14 protein-coding genes and 1 pseudogene are annotated in these 18,973 nt (G+C 72.7%); 6 read left to right on the top strand and 9 right to left on the bottom strand.

Features of this window, described 5'->3' with window-relative positions; all coding sequences use genetic code 11:
* The 5 genes from AC1MIR_RS04150 to AC1MIR_RS04130 form a co-directional block, all read right to left on the bottom strand.
* Positions 1-1,130: efflux RND transporter periplasmic adaptor subunit (locus AC1MIR_RS04150; protein ID WP_480026912.1), on the bottom strand; the 1,130-nt coding region annotated here is incomplete at its 3' end.
* Positions 1,131-1,133: 3 nt separating this feature from the next.
* Entirely contained in the window at positions 1,134-3,494 is a 2,361-nt protein-coding gene (locus AC1MIR_RS04145; RefSeq protein WP_480026911.1) for an ABC transporter permease, read from the bottom strand.
* The gene (locus AC1MIR_RS04140; protein ID WP_480026910.1) at positions 3,491-4,267 is read right to left on the bottom strand and encodes an ABC transporter ATP-binding protein; all 777 of its coding nucleotides are present in this window, start codon (positions 4,265-4,267) and stop codon (positions 3,491-3,493) included. Before AC1MIR_RS04140 ends, AC1MIR_RS04145 begins: the two co-directional genes overlap by 4 nt.
* Before the next feature lie 74 nt (positions 4,268-4,341).
* Positions 4,342-7,932 carry a transcription-repair coupling factor gene (gene mfd, locus AC1MIR_RS04135; RefSeq protein ID WP_480026909.1) on the bottom strand — a complete coding sequence of 1,197 codons (3,591 nt, stop codon included), beginning with the start codon at positions 7,930-7,932 and terminating at the stop codon, positions 4,342-4,344.
* 65 nt (positions 7,933-7,997) lie between these two features.
* Positions 7,998-8,303: an FAD assembly factor SdhE gene (locus AC1MIR_RS04130; RefSeq protein WP_480026908.1), complete on the bottom strand. Its 306-nt coding sequence runs from the start codon at positions 8,301-8,303 to the stop codon at positions 7,998-8,000.
* A 66-nt stretch (positions 8,304-8,369) separates the two neighbouring features.
* Between AC1MIR_RS04130 and recG the strand changes: the two genes are divergently transcribed.
* The 6 genes from recG (at position 8,370) to AC1MIR_RS04100 (ending at position 15,481) form a co-directional block, all read left to right on the top strand.
* A complete protein-coding gene (gene recG, locus AC1MIR_RS04125) occupies positions 8,370-10,469 on the top strand; it encodes an ATP-dependent DNA helicase RecG (protein ID WP_480026907.1) in 2,100 nt (699 codons plus the stop codon).
* Between the two features lie 98 nt (positions 10,470-10,567).
* Positions 10,568-11,293: an ABC transporter ATP-binding protein gene (locus AC1MIR_RS04120; RefSeq protein ID WP_480026906.1), complete on the top strand. Its 726-nt coding sequence runs from the start codon at positions 10,568-10,570 to the stop codon at positions 11,291-11,293.
* A gap of 2 nt (positions 11,294-11,295) precedes the next feature.
* The gene (locus AC1MIR_RS04115; RefSeq protein WP_480026905.1) at positions 11,296-12,027 is read left to right on the top strand and encodes an ABC transporter permease; all 732 of its coding nucleotides are present in this window, start codon (positions 11,296-11,298) and stop codon (positions 12,025-12,027) included.
* Between the two features lie 4 nt (positions 12,028-12,031).
* A complete protein-coding gene (locus AC1MIR_RS04110) occupies positions 12,032-13,972 on the top strand; it encodes a Gldg family protein (RefSeq protein WP_480026904.1) in 1,941 nt (646 codons plus the stop codon).
* A 13-nt stretch (positions 13,973-13,985) separates the two neighbouring features.
* Positions 13,986-15,041, top strand: coding sequence for a DUF4340 domain-containing protein (locus AC1MIR_RS04105; protein ID WP_480026903.1), 1,056 nt, complete (start codon positions 13,986-13,988; stop codon positions 15,039-15,041).
* Positions 15,038-15,481 carry an NUDIX hydrolase gene (locus AC1MIR_RS04100; RefSeq protein WP_480026902.1) on the top strand — a complete coding sequence of 148 codons (444 nt, stop codon included), beginning with the start codon at positions 15,038-15,040 and terminating at the stop codon, positions 15,479-15,481. Before AC1MIR_RS04105 ends, AC1MIR_RS04100 begins: the two co-directional genes overlap by 4 nt.
* Here the strand turns inward: AC1MIR_RS04100 and AC1MIR_RS04095 are convergent, their stop codons facing one another.
* The 4 genes and pseudogenes from AC1MIR_RS04095 to AC1MIR_RS04080 all read right to left on the bottom strand — a co-directional run.
* Positions 15,482-16,912: a sigma-54-dependent transcriptional regulator gene (locus AC1MIR_RS04095; protein ID WP_480026901.1), complete on the bottom strand. Its 1,431-nt coding sequence runs from the start codon at positions 16,910-16,912 to the stop codon at positions 15,482-15,484. It lies immediately after the preceding gene.
* Positions 16,905-17,177 carry a hypothetical protein gene (locus AC1MIR_RS04090; RefSeq protein WP_480026900.1) on the bottom strand — a complete coding sequence of 91 codons (273 nt, stop codon included), beginning with the start codon at positions 17,175-17,177 and terminating at the stop codon, positions 16,905-16,907. Before AC1MIR_RS04090 ends, AC1MIR_RS04095 begins: the two co-directional genes overlap by 8 nt.
* Positions 17,174-18,166: a protein-methionine-sulfoxide reductase catalytic subunit MsrP gene (gene msrP / locus AC1MIR_RS04085; protein ID WP_480026899.1), complete on the bottom strand. Its 993-nt coding sequence runs from the start codon at positions 18,164-18,166 to the stop codon at positions 17,174-17,176. Before msrP ends, AC1MIR_RS04090 begins: the two co-directional genes overlap by 4 nt.
* A gap of 58 nt (positions 18,167-18,224) precedes the next feature.
* A pseudogene (locus tag AC1MIR_RS04080) lies at positions 18,225-18,973 on the bottom strand (UDP-phosphomannose--protein mannosyltransferase); the annotation flags it as partial.

Here is an 18,973-nt window from a genome sequence, read left to right as displayed (position 1 = left end):
GCCCGGGGCCCGCGCCGGGGGGCGATCAGCGGGGCGCGCGCGGGGGGGCCCACCCCCCCCCCCCGCCGCCCGCGCGCGACGCCGTCCTGCACGACGAACACCGCCCAGTCGGCGCCGCGCCGGAACAGCGCGCTGACCGGAACCAGCACGGCGTCCTCGATCGCCTCGACCACGATCCGCGCATCCACGCGGAAGCCGTCGCCCCGCGCGGCCCAGCGCTCGCGCGGATCGACGAGGTCGATCACCACCCAGACCCGCTGCTCCTCGACGCCGAGCGCCGAGACCCGGGTGAAGGCGCCCGGCTCGACCCGCCGGACGCGACCCGCCAGGGGTTGAGGACCGCCCCAGCGCTCGATGCTGACCGCCGCGCCGGGGCGGATGCCGACGGCCTCGGTGGTCAGCACGTCCACCACCACCTCCAGATCGGCCGGATCGCCGAGTTCCAGCAGCGATGCGCCGGATGCGACGACCGCCTCGCTTTCCTGCAGCACGCGCAGCACGCGCCCGGTGACCGGCGCGCGCACCTCGTGGCGCTCCTGCGTGTTCTCCGTCGCGTCGGCGGCGTCGAGCACGGCGCGCGCCAGGTCCAGCTCGTGCTCGGCGGCGTGCCGGCGCCGCTCGGCCGCCAGCGTGTCGCGCGCGGCCGTCCGCTCCGCCAGTTCCGCCCGCTCCAGCTGCTGGAGCGGCGCGGCGCCCCGCGCGTGCAGGGCGCGCACGCGCTCGGCATCCGCCTCGGCCTGCACCTGCTGGGCGCTGGCCCGTTCGACCAGCACGCCGGCCTGCTGCAGCATCGCTTCCGCCGCGCCGACGCGCTCCTCCGCCTCGCGCCGCGCGCGCGGGCTGAGCAGGGCCGAGGGCGCGGCCAGGATCTCCGCCACCACGTCGCCCTGCGCCACCGCGTCGCCGGCGCGCAGGTCGAGCCGCAGGACCTGGCCGGCGACCGGCGCGGAGACGACATAGCGCTGGCGGACCCGCGTGCGCCCGTCCTCCTCCACCACGACCTCGAAGCGGCCGCGCAGGACCTGCGCGGTCTCGACCGGCACCGGCCCCGGGCGGAAGGCGAGGAACACGCCGCCGACCGCCAGCAGGACGGCCATCGCGACCAGCACCCGGCGGAGATGCCGCCCCATCGCTCAGTCCCTCGCCTTCAGGGCGGCGACCAGGTCGAGCCGGTCGATCCGCCGCCGCACCACCACCGCGCTGGCAAGCGCCGCGCCCAGCACGACGAGGGCCGATGTCGCGAAGGTCGCGGTGCTGATCACCGCCGGCACGTCGAAGCTCTCATTGTCGCGCGCGCCCAGGATCAGCGCGACGAACCACTGCGCCAGAACGAGCCCGAGCGGCACCGCGACAGCGGCCGCGAGCGCCAGCTCGGCCAGCAGGATGCGCGCCACCTCCCCTCGCGTGAAGCCGAGCACCCTGAGGCTCGCCATCTCCCAGCCCCGTTCCTGCAGCGCGACGCGCGCGCTGTTGTAGACCACGCCGACCGCGATGATCACGCCGAAGCCGGTCAGCGTCACGGCGCTGGTCAGCACCAGCCCCGCGATCACCTCGTCGAAGACGCGCAGCCACACCGCCTTGACGCTGGTGGCCGCGACGCGCGGCCGCTCCGCCAGGAGCCGCCACAGATCCTGCGCCGCGAGCGGGTCCACGCGCAGCGCGACGTGGGAGACCAGGTCGTCCTCGCGCATCAGCCGGTTCAGCGCGCCGATCTCCATCAGCGCGGTGAAGCCGATGATGTCCTCGATGAGCGCGGCCACCGGCAGGTCGTGGATGCGGCGCGCGCCTTCCAGCACCTCGACCTGCACGGTGTCGCCTTCGCGGACGCCGAGCCGCTCGGCCAGCCGCCGGCTGAGCGCCAGGCCATGCGGCGGGATCGGCACCGGGCGGAGATCGGCATCCCGCGGGACGCGCAGCGCCGCGCCGTCCGGCAGGCCGGTCAGGGCCAGCAGGCGGCTGCGCTGCGCGGCCCGGATCCGCACCGGCACGATCCGCTGCCCCTCCGCGGCGAGGACGCCCGGCAGTCGCGCCATCTCGCGCACGGCGCGGGAGGGGCGCGGGTCGGTGAGCGCCACGAAGGCGTCGCCGCGCTCGATGCGGTCGAATTGCAGCGCGACCATGCTGTCCATCGCGTCCCACCAGAACAGGCCGAGCACCACCATCGGCACCGCCAGCGCGATGCCGAGCACCGTGAAGGCGGTGCGCAGCGGGCGGCCGAGCAGGCCGCGCAGCGGGATCTTCGTCCGCGCCCGAAGCCGCTGCCCGAAGCCGCCGAGCGCCGATCCGCCGAAGGCGGCCGGGCCTGGGGGGTGCAACCCCTCGGCGGCGGGCAGCCGCAGGATGCGCCGCAGCGCCGCGAGCACGCCGAGCAGCGCGACCGCGAAGCTCGCCGCCGCGGCCAGCAGGGGCAGCCAGGCCGGCAGCAGATAGGGCATGTCGGGAAAGCGGAAGAAGGGCCGGTAGTTGCCCAGCATGCCCGCCCCCATCCAGGCGCCGGCCGCGATGCCGATCGCCGAGCCGATCAGGCAGATCACGCCGACGAACTTCGCGTAATGCGCCGCGATCGGGAAGGACGGGTAGCCGAGCGCCTTCAGCGCGGCCACCTGCTCGCGCTGCGCCTCCACCATCCGGCCCAGCACGACGTTCAGCAGGAAGGCGGCGATGCCGAAGAAGACCAGCGGCACCGTGACCGCCAGCGTGCGCTGCTCGGCCAGCTCGTCCTCCAGGAAGCGGTGCGAGGGCTGGTCGCGCCGGCCATGCGCGCCGCGGCCGCCCCATGGCAGCAGCAGCCGGTCCAGCTCCGCGATGACGGCGGGTTCCGAGGCGCCGGGGGCGAGCGTCAGCGCCACCTGGTTGAAGGCGCCCTGCATGTCGAAGGCGCGCGCCACCGCCTCCTCATTCGCCCAGAGCACGAGGAAGCCGCGGTCGTCGGGCAGCGGGTTGCCGGGGCGCGAGGTGAAGACGAATTCCGGCGAGTGGGCGATGCCGGCGATGCGGAATTGCTGCCGCCTTCCGTTCAGGATCACCGCGATCTCGTCGCCCGGACGCACCTGGCGGGCTTCGGCGAAGGCGGCATGGATCACCGCCTCGTCCTGCCGGGTCGGCTCCGGCAGGCGGCCGGCGAGCAGGCGGAGACGATCGAGCGCCGGCTGCTCCCCGCCGGCGGGCAGCGAGAGCACCCGCCCGGCGACCGGCACCTCAGCGCCCGGCCAGTCCACGCGCGCCTCGCCGCCCACCCGCCCCTCGGCCGCGGCGACGCCCGGGATCGCGGCGATGCGCGCGAGCAGCGGCCGCGGCGCCCGCTCCAGCTCGGCGAAGATCTCCGCGAAGCGGCTCTCGGCATAGAAGGCCTGCTGCGCCCCGCGGAGCGAAAGGAAGCTGCTGACCGACATCACCAGCACCGCCACGCCGGCGCCGATCAGCAGCGCGATGGTCAGCACCTGGCCGCGCAGCGCCCAGACGTCGCGCAGCAGCTTGCGGTCCAGCACGCTCACCAGACCAGGTCCTCGGGTGCGAGGTGCCGCGCATTCGACTCGATCGCGACGATGCGCCCGCCGCCCATGCGCAGCACCCGGTCCGCCATGCCGGCGATGGCGGCGTTGTGCGTGATGACCACCGTCGTGGCGCCCACCTCGCGGTTCGCGCGCGCGATGGCGGAGAGCACCAGCTTGCCCGTCTCGACATCGAGCGCCCCGGTCGGCTCGTCGCAGAGCAGCGCGTCGGGGCGCTTGACGATGGCGCGCGCGACCGCCACGCGCTGCTGCTCGCCGCCGGAGAGCTGGCCGGGGAAGTGGTCGAGCCGGTGCGACAGGCCGACCAGCGCGAGCGCTTCCTCCGGCCGCATCGGGTCCCGCGCGATCTCGGCAACCAGCTCCACGTTCTCGCGCGCGGTGAGGCTCGGGATCAGGTTGTAGAACTGGAACACGAAGCCGACATGCTCGCGCCGATAGGCGGTGAGCGCCGCCTCGTCCGCCCCGGCCAGCTCATGGTCGCGCCATGCCGCGCGGCCGGATGTCGGCGCGTCCAGCCCGCCCAGGATGTTCAGCAGGGTGGATTTGCCGGACCCCGACGGGCCGAGCAGCACCACGAACTCGCCCTGCAGGATATCGAGGTCGAGGTCGCGCAGCGCGTGCACGGCGGCATCGCCGCGGCCATAGCTCTTGCACAGGCCGCGCGCGACGAAGACCGGGGTCGCGCCGGTGTTGCGGGGATCGCCGGCCAGGGGCACCGCGTCGGCTGCCGTCGTCATGGGCGTCCGGCGCAGCATGGCACGGATTCCGCCCGCGCGGCGACGATCGCGCCGGCGCGGCCGGATCCCGGCAGGCGGGAGAGCCGCCGGCCCTACCGCTTCCAGCGCCCCGGGAAGGGGATCGGCCTGGTCGCCGCACCCTTCGGCGCCGGCGGGACGATGGTCGGGCGGAACACGCTCTTCTTCGGCGGCGCGGCCGCCGGCGTGGGCGGCGGGGCGGCCTGCTTCGCGGGCCGGGGCGTCTCGGGCACGCGGCCCTGCGCCACTTCGGCCAGTGCGGTCAGCAGGCGCCGCGCCTCGCGCACCCGCGCCTCGAAGGGCATCTCCTGCGCAAAGGCGAGCTTATGGTCCGGCCGCAGCTTCACCAGGCCGCCCTGCCCGGCAACCCACTGCACCAAGGCCGCGGGGTCGGCGAAGCGGTTGCCGCGGAAGCCGATGACGATGCCCTTCGGCCCGACATCCACCTTCTCCACCCCTGCGGCGCGGCAGAGCGACTTCAGGAAGACCACCTGCAGCAGCGTCTCCGCCTCGGGCGGCAGCTTGCCGAAGCGGTCGGCAAGCTCGGCGGCCATCGCCTCGATCTCCGCCTCGTTCTGCAAGGCGCCGATGCGGCGATAGAGGCCGAGGCGCACCGGCAGGTCGCGCACATAGGCCTCGGGCAGCATCACCGGCAGGCCGAGATTGATCTGCGGCGTCCATTCCCGGTCGTCCACGGCGTCCTTGCCGGCGCCGTGCTTCAGCTCGTTCACCGCCTCCTCCAGCATCTGCTGGTAGAGCTCGATGCCGACCTCCCGGATGTGGCCGGACTGCTCGTCGCCGAGCAGGTTGCCGGCGCCGCGGATGTCGAGGTCGTGGCTGGCGAGCGTGAAGCCGGCGCCGAGGTTGTCCAGCGTCTGCATGACCTCCAGCCGCTTCTCCGCAGCGGCGGAAAGCCGATGCGTCTGCGGCCAGGTGAGATAGGCGTAGCCGCGCTGCTTGCCGCGCCCGACGCGGCCGCGCAGCTGGTAGAGCTGCGCCAGGCCGAACATGTCGGCGCGGTGGATGATCAGCGTGTTCACCGCCGTCATGTCGAGCCCGCTCTCGACGATGTTGGTCGAGAGCAGGATGTCGTGCCTGGCGTCGCCGAACTCCGTCATCACGCGTTCGAGTTCGGTCGGCGAGAGGCGGCCATGCGCCTCGGCCACGCGCGCCTCCGGCACGATCTCCGCCAGGCGCTCACGCACGCGCGGCAGGTCCTCGAGCCGCGGAACGACGCAAAAAATCTGGCCACCCCGAAAACGCTCCCGCTGGATCGCCTCGCGGATCACCACGCCGTCCCAGGGCATGATGAAGGTGCGCACGGCGAGGCGGTCCACCGGCGGGGTTGCGATCACGCTCATCTCGCGCACGCCGGTGAGCGCGAGCTGCAGCGTGCGCGGGATCGGCGTGGCCGTCAGCGTCAGCACGTGAACGTCCGACTTCAACGCCTTCAGCCGTTCCTTGTGGGCGACGCCGAAATGCTGCTCCTCGTCCACGATCACCAGGCCGAGATCGGCGAATTCCACGCCCTTGGCCAGCAGCGCATGGGTGCCGACGACGATGTTGATCGAGCCGTCCTTCAGGCCTTCGCGCACCTGCGCCGCTTCCTTGGGCGTCACCATGCGCGAGAGCTGCGCGATCTTCACCGGCAGCCCCTCGAAGCGGCGCGTGAAGGTGCGGGTGTGCTGGCGGGAGAGCAGCGTGGTTGGAACCACCACCGCCACCTGCGCGCCCGTCATCGCCACGCAGAAGGCGGCGCGCAGCGCGACCTCGGTCTTGCCGAAGCCGACATCGCCGCAGATCAGGCGGTCCATCGGCTTGCCGGCCGAGAGGTCTTCCAGCACGTCGGCGATGGCGCGCTGCTGGTCGTCGGTCTCGGCAAAGGGGAAGCGGGCGCAGAACTCGTCCCATGCGCCCTCGGGCGGCATCGCCGCGATGGCCTGCTTCGTCGCGCGCTCCGCCGCCACCTTGATCAGCGCCGCGGCCATGTCCGCGATGCGCTGCTTCGCCTTGGCCTTGCGCGCCTGCCATGCGCCGCCGCCGAGCTTGTCCAGCGCCACGCCCGCGGATTCGCTGCCGAAGCGCGACAGGATCTCGATGTTCTCGACGGGCAGGAACAGCTTGTCGCCGCCGTCATAGACGAGGCGCAGGCATTCATGCGGCGCGCCGGAGACCTCGATCGTCGCCAGCCCGTCATAGCGGCCGATGCCGTGGTCCTGGTGGACGACCAGGTCGCCTTCCGCGATCTCGGTCGCATCCGCGATGAACTGGTCGGCGCGCCGGCGGCGGCGCGGCGGGCGGGCGATGCGCTCGCCGAGCAGATCCTGCTCGCCGGTGACCACGAGATCGGGGGCGATGAAACCGCGTTCCAGGCCGACGACGGCAAGGCCAACCGCGCCCTTCGCCAGCTTCTGGACCTGCAGAAAATCCTCGACGGGCTCGCAGGCAACGCCGTTCTCGCGCAGCAGGTTGCCGAGCCGCTCGCGCGAGCCGCGCGTCCAGGCGGCGAGCAGCGGGCGATGGCCGCGCGCGGCCATCGCCTTGGCGTGCTCGCCATAGGCGGCGAAGATGTTCTTCCCCTCGGCGCGCACATCGGCGAACAGCCGGCCGGGCCGCGCGCCGGCATCCACGACGCCGGGCAGGTCGGAGGCGGGCGCGAAGGGCACGAAGCGCATCACCGTCGGCGCTGCCAGCATCGCTTCCCAGGCGTCGAGGTCGAGATAGAGCCGGTCGGGCGGCGCCGGGCGATAGGGCATCTCGCCTTCGCGCGTGCCGCCGCGGCGCGCCTCGTAGTGGTCGGCGATCATCTCCATCCGCACGGCCAGCGCATCCTCGGCCTGGTGGTCGAAGGACACGGTTGCGTCCTCGCCGAGATGATCGAGCAGCGTCTCCATCGCCGCATGGAACAGCCCGGCCCAATGCTCCATGCCGGGATGCTTCCGGCCGGCGCTGACCGAGACATAGAGCGGGTCTTCCGCCGCCGCGGCGCCGAACAGCTCGCGATAGGCGCTGCGGAAGCGGGAGATGGAGTCGGCGTCGAGGAAGATCTCGCCCACCGGCCGCAGCGTCAGGCCATCGAGCCGTTCGCCGCTGCGCTGGGTCGCCGTGTCGAAGCGCCGCAGGTCCTCGATCTCGTCGCCGAACAGGTCGAGACGGACGGGCTCGGCCTCGCCGGCCGGGAACAGGTCCACGATGCCGCCGCGCATGGCGTATTCGCCATGCTCCATCACCGTGCCGGTCCGGTGGTAGCCATTGGCCTCGAGGAAGGCCGCGAGCGCCTGCGGGTCCTGCCGCCCGCCGCGCTTGAGCGCCAGCGTCGCGCCGCGGAAGGCCGCGCGTGGCGGCACCTTCTGCACCAGGGCGTTGACCGTGGTCAGCAGGATGCGCGGCGTCGGCGTCTTCTCCGCCAGGCGCGTCAGGGTCGCGACGCGCTCCGCGACGATTTCCGGATTGGGGGACGCGCGGTCGTAGGGCAGGCAGTCCCAGGCGGGGAAGCGCAGCACCTCGACATGCGGAGAGAAGAAGGCCAGCGCCTCGGCCATCCGCGCCATGCGTGCATCGTCGCGGCAGACATGCAGCACCGGGTTGCGCGTCTCGGCGCGACGGCGGGCCAGCAGCAGCGCGTCGAATCCTTCGGGCGCGCCGTGGACGGGGATCGTGTCCATCTAGATAGGCGCCCTGCCTGCAAGGTCCCCTCCGGGGGGAGAGGGATGAAGCTGAGGACGATGCATCAGCGCAACTCCGGCGGCACGCCCGCGCCCGTGCCGCCGCACTCCAGCGCCATCCGCTCCAGCATCGGGGTGGTGACATGGGCGGGGATGGCGCGGCGGCCCGAAAGCCAGTCGGCCAGGTCCACGTCGGGCAGTTCCAGCACGGCTTCCAACTCGTCCAACTCGCCTTCCGTGAAACCGGCGATGTTGCGCTTCACGAAGCCGCCGATCATCAGGTCGGCCTCCTTCGTGCCGCGATGCCAGGCGCGGAACAGCAGGCGCTTGCGGCGCGGGGAGAGGGAATCGGGGTGTGTCTCTTCGGGCATGTCGGCTTGGGCGCTCGCCGGTGCGATATAGGGGCGCATGGGAATCGTGTCAGCCCGACGCGGAACATGGCTGAATTGAACGACGCGGACAGCGCCGCCGGGTTGCTCGCGCCGCTCGAGAGCCTGGAGGGCGTCGGCCCCACCCTCGCCCGCCTGCTGGAGGAAGCGACCGGCGGCGACCGGGTGCTGGACCTGCTGCTGCACCTGCCCGAGCGCGTGATCATCCGACGCCGGGTGGCGAGCCCGGAAGAGGCGCCGCTCGACCAGGATTGCGTGCTGGAGGTGGAGGTGAAGAGCCTGCGCGCCGCGCGGTCGCGCTCCACCGGGCGGCCCTATGTGGAGGTGAAGGCGGTCTCGGGCGGCTGGCCGCTGACCATCCGCTTCATGAACGGCCGCCTGCCCTGGATCCAGAAGCTGCTTCCCGCCGGATCGTTCCGGTTCCTCGCTGGACGGGTGCTGGCGGAGGGATCGCGCGGCTGGGCCATGCTGAACCCGCTCTCCGCCGAGCGGGCGGAGGCGCTGCCGCTGGTGGAGCCGGTCTGGCCGCTGGTGCGCGACCTCACGCCGAAGCGCCTGCGCGGGGCGATGCAGGCGGCGCTGGCGCGGCTGTACCCGATGCCGGAATGGGCCGACCTGCCGCTGCTGCAGCGCGAGGGCTGGCCCGGCTTCGACGTCGCGATCCGCACCCTGCAACGCCCGACCGGCCCCCTGCCCCAGGCGCCGCGCCGGCGGCTGGCCTATGACGAGTTGCTGGCCAGCCAGGTGGCGATCGCGCTGGTGCGGCGGCGCCAGCGCAACCGGCCGGGACGCGCCCTGCCCGGCACCGGCGATTTGCAGGACAAGGCGCTGGCCGCCTTCGGGCACAGCCTCACCACCGGCCAGGCGCAGGCCCTCGCCGAGATCGGCGCCGACATGGCGGCACCCCGGCGCATGCTGCGGCTGCTGCAGGGCGATGTCGGCGCGGGCAAGACGCTTGTCGCAGTGCTGGCGATGCTGCGCGCCGTCGAATCCGGGGCGCAGGGCGCGCTCATGGCGCCGACGGAATTGCTGGCCCGGCAGCACCTGCGCACCCTGGTGAAACTGTGCCATCCCGCTGGCGTCGAGGTCCGGCTGCTGACCGGCAGCATCAAGGGCGCCGAGCGGAAGGAGGTGCTGCGCGGCCTGGCTTCCGGACGCATCGGCATCGTCGTCGGCACCCATGCCCTGTTCCAGGAGGCGGTGACCTTCCACGACCTCGGCGTGGCGATCGTGGACGAGCAGCACCGCTTCGGCGTGGCGCAGCGGCTGATGCTGGCGAACAAGGGCCGCGACGCGGACATGCTGGTGATGACCGCGACGCCGATCCCGCGCACGCTGCTGCTGACGCAATGGGGCGAGATGGCCGTCTCCCGCCTGGAAGGAAAGCCCGCCGGCCGCCAGCCCATCACCACCCGCATCGTCTCGCAGGAACGCCTGCCCGACGTGATCGAGCGGTTGGGCGAGGCGCTTTCGCGCGGCGAGCGGGCCTATTGGGTGGTGCGCGCCATCTCCGGCGGCGAGAGCGATGATTCCGTTGCGGCCGAGGACCGATTTGCCGAGCTGTCGGGCCGCTTCCCCGGCCAGGTCGGCATGGCGCATGGCCTGCAGGACATGCCGGTGCGCGAGCAGGCCCTGGCCGATTTCGCCGCCGGGCGCACGAAGCTGCTGGTGGCGACCACCGTCGTCGAGGTCGGCGTGGACGTGCCGGAGGCGACGATCATGCTGATCGAGCAGGCCGAGCGCTTCGGCCTCGCCGCGCTCCATCAGCTTCGCGGCCGCGTCGGGCGCGGATCGAAGCCGTCATCCTGCCTGCTGGTCCATTCCGAGGGCCTGTCGGACTCCGAAAAGCGCCGCCTGTTGGTGCTGCGCGACACCGAGGACGGATTCCTCATCGCCGAGGAGGATCTGCGCACCCGCGGCGGCGGCGACGTGCTGCGGGAGCGGCAATCGGGCCTGCAGGGCGGCCGCCTGCTCGACCCGCGGGAGGATCCTGACGAGTTCGGCCGCCTGACCCAGATCGCCCATCGCGACGCCCAGGCGCTGCTGGACCGCGACCCGGACCTGGCCTCGCCGCGCGGGCGGGCGGCGCTGACGTTGCTCGCGCTGTTCGGGCACGATCCGACGCTGGGGAAGCTCGATGCCGGGTGAGCCGCAAGAACAATCTGTAACCCTTTGAAGCGCCACGGGGCTTGCCAGCCCGATGCCGCCTGCGTAATCGCCACCCCGGGCAAGACTGGGGACGCGCCTTGACCGCCTTGATCGAGATCGAGCGCCTCACGAAGCGCTTCGGGGCCTTCACGGCCGTGGACGATGTCTCCTTCACCGTGGCGAAGGGCGAGGTGCTGGGCTTCCTCGGCCCGAACGGCGCGGGCAAGTCCACCACCATGCGCATGCTGGCCGGCTTCATGACGCCGACCGCCGGCACCGCGCGGATCTGCGGCGACGACGTGGTGGACAAACCCGTGGCCGCCAAGCGCCATCTGGGCTTCCTGCCGGAAGGCGCGCCGACCTATCCCGAGATGACCGTGACCGGCTTCCTCCGCTTCTGCGGCCGCGCCCGCGGCTTCGGCGGCAGCGGACTGGCCGACCGCGTGGCGCGCGCGATGCACCTGACCCAGCTCGAAGGCGTGCGGTTGCAGCCGGTGGAGACGCTCTCCAAGGGCTTCAAGCGCCGCGTCGGCCTCGCCGCCGCGCTGCTGCACGACCCGCCGGTGCTGGTGCTGGACGAGCCGACGGACGGCCTCGACCCCAACCAGAAGCACGAGGTCCGCAACCTGATCCGTGCCATGGCGCCGGAGAAGGCGATCGTCATCTCCACCCACATCCTGGAGGAGGTCTCGGCCGTCTGCACACGGGCGGTGATCATCGCGCGCGGGCGCGTGGTGGCCGATGCGACGCCGGCGGCGCTCTCCGCGCGCGGCCCGAGCATGGATGCCGTGTTCCGCGACCTGACCCTGAACGAGGCAGCCTGACCATGGGCGGCATCCTCACCGTCTCTCGCCGCGAGCTAGCGGGATACTTCGCGACCCCCGTCGCCTATGTGTTCATCGTGATCTTCCTGGTGCTGGCCGGCGCGCTGACCTTCACCCTCGGCAACTTCTTCACGCGCGGCCAGGCGGATCTGCAGCCCTTCTTCACCTTCGTCCCCTGGCTGTTCCTGTTCCTGGTGCCGGCGCTGACCATGCGGCTCTGGGCCGAGGAACGGCGCCTCGGCACCATCGAGCTTCTTCTGACGCTGCCGATCGCGCAGTGGCAGGCGGTGGTCGGGAAATTCCTCGCGGCCTGGGCCTTCTGCGCCATCGCGCTGGCGCTGACCTTTCCGCTGGTGATCACGGTCAACATCCTGGGCGAGCCGGACAACGGCGTGATCGCCACGGGCTATCTCGGCTGCCTGATGGTGGCCGGCGCCTTCCTGGCGGTCGGTGCCGCGATCTCGGCGCTGACCAAGAACCAGGTCATCGCCTTCGTGCTCGCCGTCGCCGCGTGCTTCTTCCTGACGGCCGCGGGCACGCCGGTGGTGACGGAGTTCCTCTCCCAGCGCGTGCCGCAACTGGCCGATGTGGCGCGGGCGATCAGCGTGACGGATCGCCTCGGCGGCTTCTCGCGGGGCATCATCGCGGCGCGGGACGTGGTGTTCTTCGCCTCCTTCATCGGCTTCTTCCTCTTCGCCAACACCGTCGCGGTGGACCAGAGGAAGGCGGACTGATCCCATGAGCAGCACCACCACACCCGCTCCTGGCCCCGCACCCAGGGGCAAGCGCGGCCTCTCCGCCCTCGTCGCGCTGCTGCTTGCGGCTATCCTCGCCGTCGGCGTCAACATGCTGGCCGACCGGCTGCTGCCGAGCGCGCGGCTCGATCTGACGCAGAACCGGCTCTACACGCTGTCGGACGGCACGGCGCAGGTGCTGCGCGGGCTGAACGATCCGATCACGCTGCGCCTGTTCTATTCGCGCCGCCTGGGCGCGGCGATCCCGGCCTATGGCGCCTATGCCGACCGCGTGCGCGCCATGCTCGACGAGTATGTCGCCGTCGCGGGCGGCAAGCTGCGGCTGGAAGTGCTGGACCCCGAGCCCTTCTCCGAGACCGAGGACCGCGCCCAGGCGCTCGGCCTGCAGGGCGTGCCGGTGGACCAGTCCGGCGAGCAGGTCTGGTTCGGCCTGGTCGGCACCAACCTGCTGGACGACGAGCGCACCATCGCCTTCTTCCAGCCGGATCGCGAGCGCTTCCTGGAATACGACCTGACGCGGCTGGTGTGGGAGCTGTCCAACCCGACGCGGCCGGTGCTGGGCGTGATGTCCTCCCTGCCGCTGAACGGCGATCCGCGCGCGCTGATGATGCGCCAGCCCGGCGTCGGCCAGCCCTATGTGGTGATGAACCAGCTGCGCCAGTTCTACACGGTGCGCGACGTGGCGCTGGATGCGCAGGTGATCGAGCCGGACGTGCAGGTGCTGCTGGTCGCGCATGCGCAGAACCTGTCGGACGCCACGCAATACGCCATCGACCAGTTCGTCATGCGCGGCGGGCGGCTGATCGTGATGGTGGATCCGCACAGCGAGAGCCAGGCCTCCCGCCCCTCCCCCGGCCAGCCGCCGGCGCGCGACACCGCCAGCAACCTCGACAGGCTGCTGAACGCCTGGGGGATCGAGGCGCCGTCGAACCAGGTGGTGCTGGACCAGCGCGGCGCCTGGCGCGTGCGCGCCGATCCGCGCGACCGCATCCAGGCGGTGGACTACCTCGCCTGGTTCAACGTGCCGCAGGCCGGTCTTTCCAACAGCGAAATCGCGACGGCGCAGCTCTCCCAGGTGACGGTCGCCTCGGCCGGCGAGGTGCGGCGGCGCGAGGGCGCCGGCATCGAATTCGTGCCGCTGATCACCTCCAGCGAACGCACCCAGATGGTGGATGCCGCCCGCGTGCGGCAGGAGCCGAGCCCGGCGCGGCTGCTGGCGGAATTCGCGCCGGACGGCCGCGCGCGGGTGATCGCGGCGCGCGTGCGCGGCCAGCTCAGCTCGGCCTTCGACGGCCCGCCCCCGCCGCCCGAGGGCGCCGAGCGGCCCGAGAACTTCCCGGCGCATCGCGCCCGCACCGAGGGCCCGGCGAACCTCATCGTCGCGAACGACGCCGACATCCTGGAGGACCGCTTCTGGGTGCGCGTGCAGGATTTCTTCGGCCAGCAGGTGGCGACGCCCTTCAGCGACAACGGCGCGCTGGTGATCAACCTGGCCGACAGCATGGCGGGCGGGGATGCGCTGGTCGGGCTGCGCTCCCGCGGCGAGTCGCTGCGCCCCTTCGAGATGGTCGAGGACATCCGCCGCGGCGCCGAGGCGCAGTTCCGCCAGACCGAGCGCGGCCTGCAGGAGCGCCTGGAAGCGACCGAGCGCCGCCTGCGTGAGCTGCGCCAGGGAACGCAGGGACAGCAGGCGAGCGCGGTCATCACGCCCGAGCAGCGCGCCGAGATCGACCGCGCGCGGGAGGAGATCCGCCGCACCCGCGGCGAGCTGCGCCAGGTGCAGCTGGAGCTGCGGCGCGACATCGAGGGGCTGGAGACACGCCTGCGGCTGCTCAACATCGTGCTGGTGCCGGCGCTGCTGACGGTCTTCGCCATCGGGCTCGGCATCGTCCGGGCGCGGCGTCGCGCCGGGGCGCGCGGCTGATGGAGGCGCTGTCGTGAACCGCCGCACCATCCTGCTGCTCGGCACCGCGGCCGCCGCCACCGTCGGCGCGGCCGTGCTGCTGACGCCCGACCGGACCGAGCCGCCCGTCTCGACCGCGACGCCGCTCGCCTTCCCAGGCCTCGCGCCGCGTCTGGCGAATGCCGCGAAGATCGAGGTCACGCGGCATGACGGCACGCTGACCGTGGACCGCGCGGGCGAGACCTGGGTGCTGCCCGCCAAGGCGGGCCATCCGGTGCGGCCCGAGAAGGTGCGCGAGCTGCTGGTGGGCCTGACCGAGCTGCGCCTGACCGAGCCGCGCACGGCGAACCCCGAGCTGCTGGAGCGGCTCGGCGTCGAGGATCCGACGAAGCAGGGCGCCACATCCTCCCTGTTGCGCGTGCTGGATGCGCAGGGCGGCGTGATCGCGGAGCTGATCATCGGCCGGCGGCGGATGCGCGTGCAGGGCAACGTGCCGGAAAGCGTCTATGTCCGCCGCCCCGGCCAGGCGCAGGCCTGGCTCGCCGAGGGCCGGCTGCCGATCGATTCCGACCCGAATCTCTGGATCGACCGCGACATCGCCAACATCCCGCGCGAGCGCGTCCGCGCCGCCGAGATCGAGCGCGTGGGCGAGCCGCGGCTGGTGCTGCGCCGCGGCGGCGAGCCCGACGGCACGATGGCCGTTGTGGAGCCCGCCGAGACGCCGGAGCTCGACGAGATCAGCCTGGATGAGGTCGGCCGCGCCTTCGAATTCCTCACCTTCCTCGACGTGCAGCGCGCCGCCGACATACCGGGGGAGAAGATCGGCGAGTCCCGCTTCACGCTGACCGACGAACTGCGCGTCCATGTCATCGTCCACAAGGAGGAGGAGAATCTCTGGGTGCGCCTGTCGGCCGAAGGCGGCGAGGAAGGGCCGCGGCTGGATGCGCGCTGGCAGGGCTGGGCGTACCAGGTCGGCCAGTGGAAGGAGAAGGCCTTCGTGCCGCGCCTCGCCGACCTCGTGAAGGAGCAGCGCGCGCCAGCGGCGGATCAGGCGCCGGCGGCCCCGGCCGCGCCGCAGCCACCGAATTGACCAACCCCCGGGAGAACCCGACCCGCCCCTGGGTGGGCATCGGCGTGCTGGTCTTCCGCGGCGCCGAGGTGCTGCTGATCCGTCGCGGCCGGCCGCCGCGGATGGGCGAATGGTCGCTGCCCGGCGGTGCGCAGCGCCTCGGCGAACGGGCGGAGGAGACGGCGCGGCGCGAGTTGCGCGAGGAAGCCGGCGTCGAGGTCGGGCCGCTGGAACTCCTCGCCGTGGTGGATGCGATCACGCCCGGCGAGGCCGGCGCCGGCCCGCGCTTCCACTACACGATCATCGACTTCGTGGCGGCGTGGCAGGAAGGCGAGCCGCGACCCGGCGGCGACGTGACGGAGGTGGCGTGGTGCCACAGCGCGCGCCCCGAAAGCTTCGGCCTGTGGCCCGAGGCGCTGCGCGTCATCGCGCTCGCGCGGCGCCGCCTCGGCCTCGACTGATCAGGCCGCGCTCTCGCCCCAGGACGCGCGCTTGCGGTAGAGCGTGGACGGGCTGACGCCCAGGAAGGCCGCGGCCTTCGGGATGTTGCCGTCGCAGAGCAGCACCGCGCGCTCGATCGCCTCGCGCTCGACGTCGGCGAGCGGGCGGATCAGCCGCGCGGGGTCGCCGGCGGTCGGCTGCGGCGCCGGCAGCACGGCGACGGACGCGACCGGCAGCGCAGGCGCCTCCGCCGCCGCCGGCGGCGCGGACTCCGGCGCGGGAAGGCGCAGCGGCAGCATCGCCGCCTCGACCCATTCGCCGCTGTTCAGCACGACGGCGGTGCGCACCGCATTCTCCAGCTCGCGCACATTGCCCGGCCAGCGATGCGCCAGCAGCGCCGCCTTCGCCTCCTCGGTGAAGCCCCGGAAGCTCTTGGCCTCCTCCGCGGCGCTGCGCGCCAGCATCGCCTCGGCGATCGCGACCACGTCCTCGCCGCGCTCGCGCAGCGGCGGCAGGCGCACCGGCACGACATGCAGGCGGTAGTAGAGATCCTCGCGGAAGCGGCCGGCCTTCACCTCCTCCAGCGGGTCGCGGTTGGTGGCGCAGACGAAGCGCACATCCGTCCGCCGCGCCTGGGTGCTGCCGACCGGCTGGAAGGTGCCGGACTGGATGAAGCGCAGCAGCTTGCCCTGCAGCGAGAGGTCCATCTCGCAGAGCTCGTCGAGGAACAGCGTGCCGCCATCCGCCGCCTGCGCCGCGCCGATGCGATCCGCCACGGCGCCGGTGAAGGCGCCGCGGACATGCCCGAAGATCTCGCTCTCGATCAGGTCCTTCGGGATGGCGGCGCAGTTGATCGCGATGAAGGGGCCGGCATGGCGCGGCGAGAGCCTGTGCACCGCCTCCGCCGCCAGTTCCTTGCCGGTTCCGCTCTCGCCCGTGATGAAGACGGTGGCGCGGGACTGCGCCGCGGTCTCCAGCACGCGATAGACCGCCTGCATCGCGGGCGCGGCGCCGACGAAGCCCTGGAAGGTGTTGCGCGGCCGCGCGGCGGTCAGGTCGCGCACCTCCCGCTTCAGCGCCGCGCGCTCCAGCGCATTCGCCAGCGTGACGGCGAGGCGCTCGGCGGCGAAGGGCTTGACCAGGAAGTCGGCGGCGCCGCTGCGCATCGCCTCCACCGCGGTGGTCACGCTGCCATGCGCGGTCATGACGATCACGGGGAGGTCCGGCGCGTCGCGGCGCAGCGTGCGCAGCACCGAAAGCCCGTCGCCATCCGGCAGGCGGAGATCGAGCAGCACGGCATCCGGCGGCTCGGCGGCGGCGCGCTTCGTCGCCTCCGCCGCGGTGCGCGCATGCTCCGCGGCATGGCCGGCGCTGCGCAGGTATTCGGCATAGACCGCCGCCAGCGAGGCGGTGTCCTCCACCAGCAGGATGCGGGCGCGCGCCTCAGCCATGGCGCCTCCGCCGCCGGCGCAGGATGCCGATCACGAGCAGCAGGTCGCCGAGGATGAAGGGGATCAGCCAGGCCGGCGCGGTCAGCACCGGCAGGAAGACGAGATCCCACAGCTCCGGCGCGATCCGCCGCTGCACGCCCGCCTGCAGCGTGTTCAGGAAGGGTGGGTAGAGCTCGAAGATGAGAGCCCCGAGCGGCGCCCATGGGCCGAACCAGATGGCAATGCCGCCCGCCAGGGCCAGCAGCATTGCCGCCAGGATGATCACGCCCAGAGCCGTTCGCTCTGCAGGTTGGTGTAGAGCGAGGCGACGAACTCGCCATAGCCGTTGAAGAGTTGCGTCGGCACGCGCTCCCCGGTGCCGATCAGGCGCTCGCTGGCCTGGCTCCAGCGCGGATGCGGCACCTCCGGGTTCACATTGGCCCAGAAGCCGTATTCGCTGCCCTGCAGCGTCTCCCAGAAGCTTTTCGGGCGCTCGTCGGTCAGCGTGATGCGGGCGAGCGACTTGCCGGACTTGAAGCCGTATTTCCACGGGAAGACGATGCGGAACGGCCCGCCATTCTGCGCCGGCAGCGGGCGGCCATAGATGCCGGTGACGATGAAGGTCAGCTCGTTCGCCGCTTCCTCGATCGTGCAGCCCTCGATATGCGGCCAGGGGTACCAGCTCTGCCGCAGGCCGACCATGGAATCCGGCCGCTGCGCGGTTTCCAGGCGCACATACTTCGCCGAGCCGAGCGGCTTCACGATCTCCAGCAGCTTCGAGAGCTGGAAACCGGTCCAGGGCACGGTCATCGCCCAGGCCTCGACGCAGCGCAGGCGATAGACGCGCTCCTCCAGGCCGATGCGCTTCATCAGGTCGTCCACGGCGAATTCGCCGGGCTGCTCGACCAGGCCGTCCACCTTCACCGTCCAGGGGCTGGTCGGCATGCGCTGGGCGGTCGGCCAGATGTCCTTGTTGGAACCGAATTCGTAGAAGTTGTTGTAGGTGACGGGATCGCGCTCCGGCGTGATGGCGCGGCCCGGCTGGTAGCGGGCGTTGCGCATCGCCGGCGGCAGGTCCGGCAGGTCCGCCGGGTTGCGCTGCCACGGGTCGTTGGAGGAACGGCCGCGGCCGAACAGCCACTGGGCCTGCGCCTCGGCCGAGAGCATCACTCCCGCGCCGGCCGCGGCCATCAGCGCGCGGCGGTTCAGCGCGACATGTTCGGGCGTTGCGGCGCGGTCCGGCAGTTCCCAGCCACGCTTGCGATGGATGCGCATGGTCCTCTCCGCGTTCGGGCGGCCAACCCGGATAAGGTTCTGTCGGCTTCCCCCCGCGTCAAGGCGCGGGACGGGGAAGGATCGCGGTCGGCGGCTGTCCGGCCCGGGTTTCGACGCGGAAGACGCGATAGCGTTCCGCCTCGATGCCGTGCCGGGAACGGACCAGCGACCCTTCCATGCGGCGGACAGGCTCGGCCTCGGGCCAGTCCGGCACGCTATCCCGTCTTTCGCTCTGCACCAGCATGCCGGTTACGCCGGGGCTCGGGTGCGGCAGGTTGAAAAGCGTCCATCTCGGGTTGAGCGCCATCACCGGCACCCCCGGCGGCAGCCGCAACGCAAGCTGCGAGGCCAGGCCGTATTCCTCGGCGGCGACGAAGCCGGCGCCGAGGCGCTGCCGCTCGGCCTCGACGGCCGCGGCGAAGGCGTCCCAGCCGCCGAGGCGGGCGAGCGTCGGGTCCTGGCGGCGCGGCAGCGGGAGGGGCGCGAAGGCGGACTGGATGTAGGCGCCGAGCGCCAGCGCCGCCCCGAGCGCAAGCGCCGGCCGGCGCCAGCCCAGCAGCCGGCGCGGCGTGAAGGACGCGGCGGCGATGCAGGCGGCGGGGTAGAGGATGGCGGGCCAGTTGCCCTGCACCCGGCTGCCAGTGGCCTGCCAGAGGAAGATCGCGGTGCCCGGCAGCACCATCGCCGCCAGCAGCGCCGCCCCGGCATCGCCGCGCCGCCCCCCGGCGGCGCCCGCCCGCGCGCCGCCCGCCCCGCCCCGGATGAAGACCAGTGGCGGCGCCCGGCCGCCCGGCCCGCCCCGCCGCC

The sequence above is a fragment of the Falsiroseomonas sp. RANM36 genome (assembly GCF_056682175.1).
Note: the sequence above shows the minus strand (reverse complement) of the source record. Positions and strands in the feature narration are given on the sequence as shown.

What these genes read in the sequence shown, in the direction of transcription:
- AC1MIR_RS04140 (WP_480026910.1), bottom strand. Translation starts at nt 4,267, where the DNA reads ATGCTGCGCCGGACGCCCATGACGACGGCAGCCGACGCGGTGCCCCTG.
- mfd (WP_480026909.1), bottom strand. Translation starts at nt 7,932, where the DNA reads ATGGACACGATCCCCGTCCACGGCGCGCCCGAAGGATTCGACGCGCTG.
- AC1MIR_RS04130 (WP_480026908.1), bottom strand. Translation starts at nt 8,303, where the DNA reads ATGCCCGAAGAGACACACCCCGATTCCCTCTCCCCGCGCCGCAAGCGC.
- recG (WP_480026907.1), top strand. Translation starts at nt 8,370, where the DNA reads ATGGCTGAATTGAACGACGCGGACAGCGCCGCCGGGTTGCTCGCGCCG.
- AC1MIR_RS04115 (WP_480026905.1), top strand. Translation starts at nt 11,296, where the DNA reads ATGGGCGGCATCCTCACCGTCTCTCGCCGCGAGCTAGCGGGATACTTC.
- AC1MIR_RS04110 (WP_480026904.1), top strand. Translation starts at nt 12,032, where the DNA reads ATGAGCAGCACCACCACACCCGCTCCTGGCCCCGCACCCAGGGGCAAG.
- AC1MIR_RS04095 (WP_480026901.1), bottom strand. Translation starts at nt 16,912, where the DNA reads ATGGCTGAGGCGCGCGCCCGCATCCTGCTGGTGGAGGACACCGCCTCG.
- msrP (WP_480026899.1), bottom strand. Translation starts at nt 18,166, where the DNA reads ATGCGCATCCATCGCAAGCGTGGCTGGGAACTGCCGGACCGCGCCGCA.